This is a genomic window from Chromobacterium piscinae (genome assembly GCF_021129175.1).
GTDB classification, from domain to species: Bacteria; Pseudomonadota; Gammaproteobacteria; order Burkholderiales; family Chromobacteriaceae; genus Chromobacterium; species Chromobacterium piscinae.
This window is the reverse complement of record NZ_JAJOHV010000011.1, coordinates 1-14,071: the sequence shown is the minus strand read 5'-3', so window position 1 is coordinate 14,071 and position 14,071 is coordinate 1. Positions and strand designations below refer to the sequence as shown.

At 60.2% G+C, this 14,071-nt stretch carries 9 protein-coding genes; 1 reads left to right on the top strand and 8 read right to left on the bottom strand.

Annotation, left to right across the window (positions count from 1 at the left end; genetic code table 11):
• Nucleotides 1–52 precede the first annotated feature (52 nt).
• A complete protein-coding gene (locus tag LQR33_RS02495; RefSeq protein WP_231467336.1) occupies nucleotides 53–1,480 on the bottom strand; it encodes an HlyD family type I secretion periplasmic adaptor subunit in 1,428 nt (475 codons plus the stop codon).
• Nucleotides 1,477–3,585: a type I secretion system permease/ATPase gene (locus LQR33_RS02490; RefSeq protein WP_231467334.1), complete on the bottom strand. Its 2,109-nt coding sequence runs from the start codon at nucleotides 3,583–3,585 to the stop codon at nucleotides 1,477–1,479. Before LQR33_RS02490 ends, LQR33_RS02495 begins: the two co-directional genes overlap by 4 nt.
• Nucleotides 3,586–3,762: 177 nt before the next feature.
• Between LQR33_RS02490 and LQR33_RS02485 the strand changes: the two genes are divergently transcribed.
• The gene (locus tag LQR33_RS02485) at nucleotides 3,763–5,226 is read left to right on the top strand and encodes a TolC family protein (protein ID WP_231467331.1); all 1,464 of its coding nucleotides are present in this window, start codon (nucleotides 3,763–3,765) and stop codon (nucleotides 5,224–5,226) included.
• A gap of 1,716 nt (nucleotides 5,227–6,942) precedes the next feature.
• Here LQR33_RS02485 and LQR33_RS02480 read toward each other — a convergent pair.
• The 6 genes from LQR33_RS02480 to LQR33_RS02455 all read right to left on the bottom strand — a co-directional run.
• Nucleotides 6,943–7,239 (bottom strand): hypothetical protein, encoded by a 297-nt coding sequence (locus tag LQR33_RS02480; RefSeq protein ID WP_231467328.1) that lies wholly within the window; start codon nucleotides 7,237–7,239, stop codon nucleotides 6,943–6,945.
• A gap of 210 nt (nucleotides 7,240–7,449) precedes the next feature.
• Complete coding sequence (locus LQR33_RS02475; protein WP_231467325.1) at nucleotides 7,450–8,412, bottom strand: helix-turn-helix domain-containing protein; 963 nt, start codon at nucleotides 8,410–8,412, stop codon at nucleotides 7,450–7,452.
• Nucleotides 8,413–9,077: 665 nt separating this feature from the next.
• Complete coding sequence (locus tag LQR33_RS02470; RefSeq protein ID WP_231467322.1) at nucleotides 9,078–9,926, bottom strand: L-threonylcarbamoyladenylate synthase; 849 nt, start codon at nucleotides 9,924–9,926, stop codon at nucleotides 9,078–9,080.
• Nucleotides 9,878–10,801 (bottom strand): DUF6671 family protein, encoded by a 924-nt coding sequence (locus LQR33_RS02465; RefSeq protein WP_231467319.1) that lies wholly within the window; start codon nucleotides 10,799–10,801, stop codon nucleotides 9,878–9,880. The genes LQR33_RS02470 and LQR33_RS02465 overlap by 49 nt, the downstream gene beginning before the upstream one ends.
• On the bottom strand, nucleotides 10,794–13,154 hold the full coding sequence (locus LQR33_RS02460) for a YbcC family protein (RefSeq protein ID WP_231179934.1): 2,361 nt from the start codon (nucleotides 13,152–13,154) through the stop codon (nucleotides 10,794–10,796). Before LQR33_RS02460 ends, LQR33_RS02465 begins: the two co-directional genes overlap by 8 nt.
• Nucleotides 13,147–14,071 (bottom strand): proton-conducting transporter transmembrane domain-containing protein (locus LQR33_RS02455; protein ID WP_269326186.1); only part of this gene is annotated, 925 nt, incomplete at its 5' end. The genes LQR33_RS02460 and LQR33_RS02455, both read right to left, overlap by 8 nt.

Below are 14,071 nucleotides of genomic sequence, written 5' to 3'. Positions count from 1 at the left end.
GCCTCGTTGCCATCACCGGTTCCATTGCCTTGCCCCCGCCGGCGGTTTCCCGCTATCGCTCGCGCAGGCTTTCCTGCCCGTACTCGATCAGGGGACTGAGGAAATATGCCGCCACGTTGCGGCGTCCGGTTTTGACTTCGACAGTGACCGCCATCCCAGGGGACAAATTGACCCAGGTATCCTCGACGCGAATCCGGCTTTGACTCAGATGCAAGCGGGATGGAAAGATCAACCCAAGCTTGCGATCAGACACTGCGTCATTCGAAACTTTGAGCACCCTTCCATCCAGATAGCCATAGCGGGCAAAGGGGAAGGACTCGACCTTCACAATCGCCTGCTGACCAGCGCGGACAAAGCCGATGTCTTTGTTTTCGATATTGGCCTCGACTTCCAGCGTATCGTCCGGCACGATTTCCAGCACCGTTTGCGCCTGAGTCACCACGCCACCAACGGTATGCACGGCCAATTGCTGAACGGTGCCATTCACCGGAGCACGCAACTGCATCCGTGCTTCGCGCTGCCTGGCCTTGGTTTCCTCCCCCTGGAACTGGGGCAGCTGCTGCTGGGCCTGGTTGAGGGCATCCCATAATTCGCGACGGAAAGACGAGGTGGCGGCATCCAGTATCCGGCGCTGTTCCTCAATGCCGGCCTCCAGCTCCCGGGCATGGCTTTGCTGCCCTGCCAGGTTCTGCTCCTGCTCGATGCGTTGCTGTTCTTTTTGCAGATAGTCCTGGCGGGAAACATAGTTGTCTTTCACCAGACTGCGGTAGGCGTCTGCGGACTGGCGGGCAAGCGGCGCGGTTTGGCGCAGTTTGTCGATTTCTCGCCGGGTGCTTTCCAACTCGGCCTGACGCTTGGTCAGCTCAGCCCGTTGCGCGCCTTGCTTGTCGAGGTATTCTCGGTACTGCCCTTCTGCGAATTGTTGCACCTGAGCCTGCCGCATCGCGGGCAAGCCAGGCACCGACTCCACCTGCGGCGGCCGCGATGTTTTCAGCGCGTCCAGCAAAGCGTGCGCCCTGGCGATGGTGACCATGGCATCCAGCCTTGCCAGCCGCGTCTTCGTGGCATCGGCACCGGCCATGGTGGTATCCAACTCCAACAGCGGCTGTCCAGCCTTAACCCGCTGGCCGTTGTTGACCAGAATGGCTCGCACCGTACCAGTCTCCGCGGACTGGATCATCTTGACTTGGGCATTTGGCACCAGCTTGCCATGCGCGACGGCGACCTCATCAAGCTGACCGAAACAGGCCCACAGCACCGCCGCCAGCGCCAGCGCCATCAGCGCTCGCATCGCCCATCGCGGGGCGGGATGCACCGGTGTATCCCGGACTGCCAGATGGGCCGGCAGAAACGCCAGCTCATGTCCGGCTCGCGGCGGGGCATCCAGCTGATGCCGGAGCGCCCACACCGCACGCCAAATTTGCTGATAACGCTGCGCCAGATCCTTGCCCGCTTGCCAATACAGTTTCATGCTCATCATGCCGTTTGCAGCTCCACTAGCCGCGCGTAATAGCCACCCTGACGCACCAAGGTTTCATGCGCGCCGATTTCAACGATCTCCCCCTTGTCCATCGCCACAATGCGATTCGCGTGCCGGACGGCAGATAGACGGTGGGCAATGATGATGACGGTACGATTGCGGCAAATGGCCTGCATATTGTGCTGAATGATGCGTTCGGACTCGTAGTCGAGAGCGCTGGTCGCCTCGTCCAGAATCAGAATGCCGGGATTGCCGATCAGTGCGCGCGCTATGGCAATACGCTGGCGCTGACCACCCGACAGTCCGTTGCCGTGCTCACCCACCTTGGTGTCGTAGCCTTCCGGCAACTCGATGATGAATTCATGCGCGCCGGCCAACTTGGCGGCCTCCATAACCTGGTCCAACGGGATGCCCGGATCGCTGAGGGCGATGTTTTCCCGGATGGAGCGGTTGAAAAGCAGGTTTTCCTGCAATACCACGCCGATTTGACGCCGCAGCCAGGCTGGATCGGCCAGCGCCAGATCTATGCCATCCAGGCGGACGCAGCCGCCCTCCGGAACATACAAGCGTTGCAGCAACTTGGTCAGGGTGCTTTTGCCAGAACCAGAGCGGCCGACGATGCCAATCACCTCCCCCGCCTGGATATGCAGATCGATCCCCTTGAGCACCTGAGGACCATCCGGCGCATAGCGGAATCGGACATCCTCAAACAGGATCTCCCCCCGCACTTCAGGCAAGGCCTGACGGCTGGGCGGCAATTCGGTACGGGTATTGAGGATGTCGCCTAGCCTGCGCATGGAGATGCCGACCTGCTGGAAATCCTGCCAGAGCTGCGCTAGGCGCAGCACCGGATCCGACACCCGCCCCGCCAGCATATTGAATGCCACCAAGCCGCCCACGGTCAGATGGCCATTGATCACCATCAGCGCGCCAAACCACAGGGTCAAAACCGTCACCAGCTTGCCTACCAGCTGAATCCCCTGCTGACCCAGCATGGACAGCGCCGTCACACGAAAGCCGGCGCTGACATAGCTAGCCAGTTGCTGATCCCAACGACGGGTGAATTGCGGCTCAACCGCCATTGACTTGACCGTTTCAATACCGGATACGGTTTCTACCAAAAAGGACTGATTATCGGCGCCTCGTGCGAATTTCTCGTCCAAGCGATTTCGGAGCGGCGGAACCAACACAAAAGAAATAGCGGCGTAACAAGGCAGCGACAAGGCGACGATCAACGTCAACTTGAGAGAATAGAAGCACATGACTGCCAGGAAAATGCCCGAGAACAGCACATCCAATACCGCCGTCAGCGCCTGCCCTGTCAGAAAGCTGCGGATATTCTCCAACTCGCGAACCCGCGCTACCGTGTCTCCAACTCGCCTCGCGCCGAAATACGGCAAGGGCAAGGCAAGCAAATGACGAAAAAGGCTGGCGCCAAGTTCGACATCAATGCGGTTGGTCGTATGGGAGAACACATAGGTACGCAAGCCGGTGAGAAACACATCGAACAGGGACGTGATTAGCAAGGCGATGCAGATCACATTCAAGGTAGCAAAGCCTCGATGTACCAGCACCTTGTCCATGACAACCTGGAAGAATAATGGTGTTACCAAAGCAAACAGTTGCAGCACTAGCGACACGGCGAACACTTCCGCGATCAGCTTGCGATATTTGACGATGGCGGGAATGAACCAGGTGAAATCGAAACGGGCCAACTCTCCGGCCAGTGAAGCCCGCGAAGCGAACAGAATGGCCCGGCCATCCCATTTTGCCGCCAGCTCATCAATAGTCAGCATGGTGGGTTGTTCAGTAACCGGATCCTGCACCAAGACCCGCTGCCCATCCGTCTTTCCAACGATCAGATGTGATCCGTTTTCTAGCAACGCGAGACACGGCAAGGTGGCATGCATTAAGCGAGACAACTTCAATGACACGATACGCGCCGTCAAACCAAGCTGCCGAGCCGCCAGCAGCAGATCCGTGTCCGATAGCTTTGCCGAGACATTCCCCGACTGGTGTTTGATTTGCGCAGCATCCGCCGCGATACCGTGATATCTAGCGACGATCACCAGCGCAGCCGCCCCTGCATCGATACTTACTTCCATTCAGAATGAATCCACTTCGATACCGATCACTCATCTTTCAACAAGAAAGCAAACAAGTCGGTTTAGTTGTCACGATCACTTGCCATTGGCAAAGCTCTGCCAAATTGTAAATCCAAACAACATATTGTAACAATATTGTAAATTATTGTATACTTCTAAATAACAAATGAAATTCCAATGGCAATACAAATTCAAATGAAATCAAAGGCTTTAATAATAAAATTGTTATTGCTCAGCGGGAGGTGCCTTGCGTGGGATGTCTACCCAAACGACCCTCTACAGTCACAATCTTCAACCATCGCCGCTCCCGAGCCGTGTCGCACACACGAACTTCCCGCCAAGCTGGATCTGCTGACCGCAGTCGACATGTCGCTATGCCATGATCCACAGACGCGGGAGGCCTGGGCCAATATCAAATTACAGCAGGCTGAATTAGGACAGGCGCGGGCAGCCTACCTGCCCAAACTGGAGGGAAATGTACAGTGGGTGCGGGATCACAATGTGGTGAGCACGCCGGACATACCTGCTCTCAGCACGGCCAACCGAGATGGGTACCGCAGCGATAGCGCAAGCCTGAGCTGGCTGCTTTATGATTTTGGCGCCCGATCAGCGCGGCACCAGGCAGCAGAGGCCGGCTTGCGCGCAGCGCTGGCCAGCCAGCAGACCGTACATGCGCAGATTTTCGCGGCCATCGTTCGCGACTTCTATGCGCTTGCCGCCGCACAAGCCACTCTCATCGCCACCACTGAAAACGAACGCAATGCCACCAACAGCCTGAAAGCGGCAAGCGCAAAAGTGAATGGTGGAATCGTGGCAATAAGCGACCAGTTGCAAGCAGAAACGGCCTTATCCCAAAGCGTGATCAATCGCATTAAAGCTGAACAGCAACTGGCTATCATGCAAGGCAACCTTGCTCTTGACATGGGACTTCCGGCCGATAGTCATCCAACAGTGACGGAGCTTGCTCCCAGTGATCCGGTGAAGAAAGATCTTGATCGCAATATCAGTGAACTACTGGCGCGTGCGCAAAAAGACAATCCAGAGTTGATCGCCGCCCGCGAAAATCTGGCGGCTGCACAGGCCAAAGCGGATCAGACCGCAGCTGAAGGTCGACCAAGCATTGCGCTGACGCTGCGCGCTACCCACAACAATCAACCAGAAAGCCTGGGCGTCGGCATGCCGACAACCTCGGCGAATAGCCAGCAACGCTATGCGGGCATTCAGGTAACCCTGCCTTTATTTGACGGCTTCGAGCGAACCTACCGCATCCGTGCTTCCGCCGCAGAAATTGAGCGACAGCAAGCCATTCTGGATGGAACTTCGCAAAAGACGGACAGGACGGTCTGGAAGAACTATCAAGATGTTCAGTCAGGCATAAGCAATCTCACGCAAGCCAGCCGGCTGTTACAAACAGCGGAACAGGCATTTGCAGCATCAAGCAAGCGCTATCAAGTTGGGGCGGCCGACGTTCAAGAACTAATGAACGTACAAAGCAACCTCGCATCAGCGAGACAACAGCGCATCCAAGCCATGTCCGACCTTCTAACTGCTCGATACCAGTTGGCACAAAGCATTGGCCATCTTATCGACACTGCAAGCACGGTCAGCGAAATATCCGGCTTTCGCCAGCCAGGCGGTTGAGAAAAGCATATTGTTTCGCCAATACCCGTCGTCCTTGCCAATCTACACCCCGCGGCAAGCCCCTGATCTGCCATTAACCTCACACAGCGGTTATATTGGTTGTCGACGCAGATTGGCGCTCACTGGATGCACGCGTAAATCATAAGGCAGGAATGCCTACAGGAGCCGGGGCGATTCACAGTGCTTGGACCTCTTCAACCGTTCGGACCAGTGGGCCGAGGGTGACTTATGGATGGACGACGAAATTATTGGCTTCTTGACAACTATCGAGTCACTGATCCACACCGCGGAGATCGTCACCATATCCATGTCGTTTAACTACTCGGGCACCAACGCACAAACTCGTCATCTGGCACAACTTGTAGTACCACGTATTCTAGCGCTGCGCAGTCGATGCCCCAATATTGAGTAACACGTGATTTTAGACCCCAACCCACCATGACTAGGTCATCTGTACTATTTTCTCACAGGCACACAACGTGATAAACCTGTTGAAATGCATGTGTTTTTCATACAAAATCTCAACCGTTAACACTAATTAACACACAATGTCCAGTGTCTGTATAAACACTGCTAGCCATTTATATGCCACTACCCAACATATCGATTCCCACGGGTCTTTTACTTTCTCCGTTTAAGACATGGATTGAAAAGTTCTTCCTGCTTGAAACATACCTAACCTCTCATCGCGAATATCTGAAGCGCAATGGATTCCTTGTTCATTGGAAATCCTTTGGGCCAGGTCTTGAGGTCTCGCTGTCATTTCCGTCAATTCTCGACAACGACCGAGCTCCCATGCCGCATATTGCTCTTCGCAAGCCTAATTCTGACGCACCCTTGGATCGTATTTGCCTCCTAGTGGAGGCCGAATCACCTCTCGGCATATTTCAAGAAACTGTGACGCTTTTTCGTATCGGAACGAAACCGGTTATCGCATCTCTCCCATCAATTCCACTCCGTACATTTTTCATAAGCGAAGACATGAAGCTTATTGATTCCATGAACCGATTTCGTATCTTTATTCTTGAAATCGGTTCGCCTCCTGCTCAGATTGCACTCACGTGCGAAAGCGCCTTTAGCACGTCCCCGAACATCATTGATCTCCTGAATGATCGCTTCGAGGAACGATGGGGAACCTACTGGAACATGGCTGCTATTGATTTCTCCATTCGCGAAAGAATGCTTTGGTTTACATACCATCTAGTTAGCCCAAAGGTACTTTATGGTTCCGCATCAAAGGTCCCAATTTCAGCACACGTAAGAGCGATATTCAGAGCGGTCGTTGGTCGGCCACTTTGCTGGCTACTAACAAGACAGTGGTTGCTAAAGGCATATTTCTGGATTCCCATTCTTATATTTCGCAAAAAATTTAGAGTGAAAAATGACTAATCCACCTCCTCAGGAGGCACCTAATAAATTGAGCCTCTCGGTTCCCTACAGCCTCCGATCGCCCCAAAGCTAGCACGTTAATGTCTATGGAATCACCACGGTTTTCGCGGAAGCCCCCTCAATTAGATTGGGCGAGCGCATGATTGACACAGATCTCGGCGAACGCTTGGATCACGCAGAAAATGCTGCGGATCGCCCTTGGCAATTCTATTTCATACTCGGGGGCTGTAGGCCCGTAGCGGGAATTGTCGGCCTGGCGGTAGCGAGAATCGGAAATGTGCTAATGTAAACGAAGAGGCCACCGTGATAGGTGGCCTCTGTGTGCGCTTAGACCTCGAAAGCAACTGTCGCCTGTCCTAAGCTGCTGCAGAACAGAACTGCCGTGTGCAAATCAGGCTGCGGATCAAAGGTCCGACTCTGATCGCGCCAGGTGTAAGTGATAGTGGCCAGCTGTCCATTGATCTGTCCGAAGTAGATACCCAGAACTCCGCTACTGATCGAACGCGCGAAGCCCTCCTTTTCTTTGGCTGTGGCGGCTTCATCTTCAACGAATCCATGCTTAGTCAAAAATTGAGTGAGGCCAGAATCGTCTTTAATTGCCGAGAATTCTTCCTTAACACTCATAGCCAACTCCTAAATTGCATTGAAAAGCGACATAATTTACCACCACGTGTCGAGTGCTCACGAACTGACTAGTTGCTTGTTGATGGCTTCTTCTTTGGATTCTGGGGTGAAATGCGGAGTGCTCATGGACACCCAGCCATGCCAAAATCATAATACAGGATTGCTTAACAGGAGCTGGGACAGTCCACCTGGGCGATTCACATATAACCGCTACCGGCCGAGCCGGAGTTCGGAAGTATCAAGCTCAAACTCGTCTTCAATGCCAAGCTTTTTCATGATTGCTGGCAGCACTTGATGAATCACACGCATGCCAATGAGCAGTTCATTCATATAGATGTCCGGATGAAGGCGACTTTGGTCAAAGCCAAGGCTACGCGCTTCTGCGGCCTGACCCAATTCGTCGTGGGAATCAAAGATCAGATCCATCAACTCGGCTCTGAGAGGGATGCCAGCACGAAATGCACGCTCCTTCAGATACGCGACCATTTCAGTGACCTCAGACTCTACTTTGTGCTTGAAACTTGGAAAGCCGGGAACCTTGTTCTCGTCCAGATCTAGCTTCGATGCGGCCAGGCTGAGCAGTGCAGCATCAAGTTCCCAAGCTGGGGTGTCGAATAGATCCAACTCGTCGTCGAAAACCAAATCCGACACGAACGCTGCATAGAAGCCGTACACATTTGTGAGTGACTTGAACATGTCATAGATGAGTGAAGCAATCTCGTTGTCCCAGACAGCCTCGTCTTCATCATCGTCATCGTCTACTATGCACCCCCCCAACTCCTCGGGAAATGGCTGAGGAATATTGACCCCCATCTCTTGAAGCACATGAAAGGTTTTCCAGAATAGGACGCAATTGTCGCAATCCACATCCTCAACTAACGGTGCCGTGTTGTAGCCCGTCTCCGCATCGCACTCAGCGAGATCAGCAAGGTAGCGGATAAGCTTTACCCATTTCTTGGCATCTTCTTTGGAGCCAGCAAACAAGACGATGTCCGGATCCAGATTGTCCAAGCCCGCCAATTCGCTCAACTTTTCGCTCATTTCGAATGAAATGTGCTCGCCGTTCTTCCACTTGCTAATCTGTGCCGGCGAAACCCCGAGCCTAAGGGCAAGTGCCTTCTGGGTGCAGCCCTGAGCGGACAGTGCGAGTTCCACGAGTGACGATGACTTCATGTTCGACTCCTTTGTTAAGTAAATTTATTAATTAAGTTTACTTAACATTGTGCGCATATTTCTCGAGCGCTGCAACACCTGACTTGCTATTTCGGCGCACGGATCGAACGACGGTCGCTAGAGATCCGGTTAGCTGGGGTGAAGGAAGGTCGCACTTGGGTCGGCTCTTCGAATGCTATCGGCCCCCGACACTGTATTCCGTTGGCGTGAGAAACTGACGCCAAATGACCACAGCGACTCTCCGACCGGCTGTTCGTGCGGTGTTGGGCTGCGCAAGCGAGTGGGCCGGCAGATCGTCGACATTGACCGTTCGACCGCCAACGCCGGAGGACAGCAACCGCTGCACAGCGGTCCTTCAAGAAATGCAGCTTCACCGTCCACTTAGGCCGACTTGCGGCCACTTCAGAGTTCGGAACATCTTGACCAACAGATTTTTTCAAAAACTGCGCAGAAAAGTGAGATTTTTGCAGGAACTCTGCTTTTGCTCAGCTTGGTTACGCGTACAAGGAAGTGCAAAAAACCTTACCGGACAAGCAAGGCTTTTTTCACTAACTTTGCCTCCCTACAGTAGGTATTGGGATGCAAAGTTAGTGACAACTCAAGGCAAATAAATTGCAACTCGCCTTCAGCCGTCAACAAACCGCCTACTAGCGGCACCCCCGCCCTTAGCTGCCATGCCGGCCATCCAACGGCCGCGCGGCGCGTTGCAGCCGGTCGCGCACGGCGCGCCAGGCCGGCTCGTCGGGCGGCAGCACGATCCAGACCGATGGGCAACCGCTGGCGTCCGCCTCGTGCAGCGCGGCGTACAGCGCCTGGGCATAGCCCTCCTGTGTGCTCGGCATGCGCTTGAACCAGCCGCAGCGCGCGGCGGGCGCGTCGATGGCCAGCACCGCAGCCTGCCGCCAGCCGGCGTCGTCGGCCCTCTCCTCCGCTTCGGCGGCCTCCAGCCGGTAGCAGGGCTGGCGCGGCGCGTAATGCGAAGCCAGATTGCCCGGCACGCGCGGCGCGTCGGGCGCGGCGGTTTCCGCCAGGTCGAGGAAAGGCGCCAGCATGGCGGCGGTGACGGCGCCGGGACGCAGGATGGCCGGCCGCGCGCCTCTGAGATCGAGAATGGTGGACTCTATGCCCACCGCGCACGGGCCGCCGTCCACCACAGCGGCGATGCGGCCTTCCATATTGGCGCGCACGTGGTCGGCGGTGGTGGGGCTGATGCGGCAAAACGGGTTGGCCGACGGCGCCGCCACCGGCCGCTGCAGCCGGTCCAACAGCGCTTGCAGCAGCGGATGGCTGGACCAGCGCAGCGCCACCGTGCCTTGTCCGGCATTGACGATGGCCGGCACCTTTTCGCTTGCCGGCAGCACCAGGGTCAGCGGACCGGGCCAGAAGCGTTCTATCACCGGCCAGGCGCAGGCGGGGACGCGCGCCGCCCATTCGTTCAGCTGCTCGAGGCCCGGCAGGTGCACGATCAGCGGGTGATCGGCCGGCCGGTTCTTGGCGCGAAAAATGGCGGCCACGGCGTCGGGCCGGGTGGCGTCGGCCGCCAGTCCGTAAACGGTTCGGTGGGCACGGCGACCAGCTCGCCGGCGCGCAGCAGCGCGGCGGCCTGATCCAGTCCTTCGGGGGTGGGGCTAAGCGACTTCATGGTTTTCCAAGGTTCAGGGATTGCAGTATTGCGACGACGCGGCCGCCTGCAAGGTTTTTTCGCGCGTGGCCTGGCAGCACGGGCATTGCCAGCGGCGCGCGCTGGGCAGGCGCTGGCCAGCCGTTCCGCCAGCGCGGCGGCGCAGCGCGCTATCATCGCCATCCGCGTGGGATTGCGGTGGGCGCGCATATCGCACTCCAGATGCAGCGGGCCGTCTGCCAGATGCGCGCGCAGCGCGGCTTCGTCGGTCAGTCCCTTGTGGAAGGCCTGATCGCCAGGCCGCCCGACGATCAGGCCGTGCGCCGGAAAGCCTGACAGGCGCAGGATGTCCGGCAAGGCCGCCAGATCGCTCAGCGTCCAGTGGCGGAAATTGGTTTCCGGCCCGCGCGTCCAGGCCTCCACCGCGTATTGGCGTTCCGCGTCCCAGCACAGCAACAGTTCGGTGGCCCAGCCGCAGCTGCCAAGCCAGGGGTCGCCGCCGAAGCTGCCTTCGCTGCCTTCGCTGCCTTCGCTGCCTTCGCTGCCAATACCATAGCGCAGGCCGCTGAGCTCGCAAGCCAGCCTGGCCTTGGCCAACGCGGCGTCGCGCTGGCTGCCGGCGCGCGGCGTCTCGCCGGTGAAAGCGCCCAGGCTGTCGGTATCGAAGCTGTCCACCAGCGCCAGGTCCCAGCCTATGCCAGCCAGCGCGGGCGCGATGGCGGCGTGCTTGCCGTGGCGGGTCAGCAAGGCGGCGCGGCGCTCAGTCATGTCGCCACCCGCCATCGGCATGCCAGCGCAGCGGCGTGTCGCCGTGCACGCAATACAGGTGCAGCCAGCCGTTTTCCGCCAGCTGGCGCGGGACGGGCTGCGCCGCCAGCGCCTCCGCCAGTCTGTCCGGCGGCGCGTCTATGCAGGCGGCCAGCCGCAGCGGGGCGTGGCGCAGGCGCCGGCCGTCGTGCACCGACTGCCAGGCCAGGCCGATGCGCAAGTCGCCGCTATTGCCTTCGAACACGCCGATGCGGCCGCCCACCACATTGTGCAGCAGCTTGTTGCCGCTGCCGAAGCGGCGCGGGTCCGCCGTGGAGGCGAAGTACTGCATGTTGATCCAGTGCGCCACCACCATGGGCGCGGCGAGGATGGCCTGCAGCCCTTTGCCGTCCGGGTCGGCGCGCCAGTCGTATTCATGCAGGAAGGCTCGGCCGCCCAGGTCCAGCTTGCGCGTCTTGGCGCGCGGCGCGGCGATGAACAGCGCATTGCCGGCCAGCCCCCATTCGGGCCGCGTTTCCCCCCAGTCGTCTCCCTTCTGCCGCATTTTTTTCAGCAGGATGGCGTCGTCCGCTGCCGACGCGAGGCCTACCAGCGGCGCGCGGCGCTTTCGCGCCAGCGCCGACGCGGCCCGCAATTGCGCCTGCAGGCCGGGCAGGCGCGCGCGCGCGTCCGCGCTCAGGGTGTCCGCATCCAGCAACAGGATTTCGTCGCTGTGCGTCAGATGCAGCGCGGGCAGGAATACCGTGTCGGCGGGAATGGGCCGGCCCAGCGCCGCCAGCCGCTCGCGCAGCGCCGGATCATTGAGCCAGCTGGCCAGAAGCCGCACATGCTGATGGCCGCCATGCCCGCCGCAGGCGCCGCATTGCAGCGCCGCCGCCTGCGGATTGTTGCTGACATGGCTGGCATGGCCCACCAGCAGCGCCCAGGGGGCGAGCGCGCCGGCCAGACCCATGGCCGGCAACAGGCCGGAGACGATTTCCGCGCGCGTCTCCAGGCCCAGGCCGTCCCGGGGCACAAGCTTGGCGCTATGCGGCGTCAGCCAGGGATCGAGCTGCGGCAGCGCGGCTTGATGGCCGCGCGCCTTGCTGCGCCCGGCCAGCGCCGCCAGCTTGGCGAGGCCGGCGCTTTCCACCAGGGCGAACCCAGACAGCGGCGAGCGCTGGAAGGCCCGCCAGCCGCGCCGCGCGGCAGATGGCTTGGACGCGGGCGCCGCGCTCGCTTCCCAGCCCGGCGCCAGCAGTACCGGCAGTCGCGGCTGGGCGACATCGCTGCCCGGCACGCGGTAGGCCAGCGGCAGGCCGAAAAAGCCGGCGAAGCCGTAGGTGCGGCTGGCGGGAACGGTTTGCTCCAGCGCGCGGCGCAGCGGTTCGGAACGCACATCTATGCAGAACACCGCTTGCATCGCCGGACGGATGGCGTCTTCGGCGGCGGATTCGCGGCACAGCGCCTGGGCCAGCGGCGCATGCAAGGACAGTTCATGCGCGCGCTGCCAGATCAGCGCGCGCGCGTCGGCGCGGCCATGCAGGCGCAGCCCCCAATCGCGGCGCCAGGCCGCCCAGGCGCTGTCCGGCCCGCGCGCGCCGTCGTCCAGCAGGCATTCCCAAGCCATCTGGATAGCCAGCAGCTGGCGCAGGTGGCCGTCGGTTTCGCCTTTCAGCCCGGCCTGCCAGCCAAGGTAGGCGCACCAGGCCGCCCAGCCGTTATTGCGCATCAGCAGCGCCTGCAGCCAGGGCTTCAGCCATTCCGGCTCCGCTTGCAGCTGCGCCAGCCCGGCGGCCAGCATGGCCTCCGCGTCGCCGGGCAGCCGCTCGGCGCGCAGGCGCAGCTGTTCGCGCCGCTCCGGCAAGGCGCTCAGGCCGTAAGGATGGCGCATCTGCTCCAGCCAGGCGGCGTAAAAGCCGCGCTCATGGTCCAGGTGCCAGTTGGCCTGGTCGCGGTCGAACCAGGCCGCGCAATACTGGCTGATCTGCTGGATGACGACATCGGTCCAGCTTTGCGCGCCGAGCGGGCCCGCCGCTTCGCGATGGCAGGCTGCCAGCAGCCGCGGCGGCGGGACAGGATCGACATCGCAGGGCTCGGCGTCCAGCCAGGCTTGCGCGCCGCCGCTCCAGCCCGCCTCCGACAGCGCGGCGTCCAGCGCCGCGGCGCTGATTTCGCCGCGCCGCCAGGCGTCATGATATTCGCCGCGCGGCAGGTGCAGCGGACTATCCGCCACCAGGCGCAGCGTGTCGGCGGCCTGGCTGAAAGACTGTTCGCGCAGGCCCCAGTAAGGCGAGCTGGCCACCAGGCTGTCCAGCGGCCAGGCCGGGGCGATGGCGGCCAGCGCTTGGTCTATGGCCTTGCTGTCAATCACGGCTGCTCTCCCGCAGTTGAGGCCATTTCAGGGCGAAGGGCGCGGGCGGACGCGGAAGGCGGCGGCCCAGCATGCACCACCATTCGTCCAGGTGGAAACCGGCGAAGGCATGCGGATAGATCCGGCGCGCCAGCGCGCCTTGCGGATGGCGCAGCAGCCAGCCTTGCAGCAGGAAGGCGAGCAGGAACAGCGCGGCCAGCAAGGCTTGCGCCCACTCCGGCGGCGTCGGGCCATGCAGCGGCAGGATCCGTGCCGCCAGCGCGTGCAGCAGCAGATAAGACTGGCTCAAGGCCAGCGCGGCCAGCCAGCCGGCCCCGCCGCGCAGCAGCGCGCCCAGGCCCAGGCCCATCGCCAGCCAGAACAGCGGCGGCAAGGCTGCTGCGGGAATCCAGCGCTGCCACAGCCATTGCGAAGCCGCCAGCAGCGCGGCCGCGATCAGGCCGCGGGCCAGATGCGGGAGAACGCCGTCGGCGCTTTCCTGCCCCTGCATGCGCCGCGCCGCGCTGTCGCGCGCCGTTTCGCCGGCCAGCAGGAAGGCGTGGGCCTTGTAGAAGGAGTGGGCCAGCAGATGCAGCAAGGCCAGCGCATACCAGCCCATGCCGATTTCCAGCAGCATGAAACCCATTTGCGCGCAGGTCGACCAGGCTAGGCGCAGCTTGATGCTGATGCGCGTCAGCATCACCACGCAGCACAGCAGCGCGCTGGCCCCGCCCCACAGCATCAGCAGGAGGTTGGCCGGCGGCGCGGCTTGCAGCAGCGGCGCCGCCTTGATCAGCACCATGCCGCCCAGATTGACCACCCCGGCGTGCAGCAGCGCGGAAATCGGCGTCGGCGCTTCCATCACCTGGGTCAGCCAGCCGTGGAAGGGCAACTGGGCGGTCTTGATCGCCACCGCCGCCGCCAGCAGCAGGCCGGCC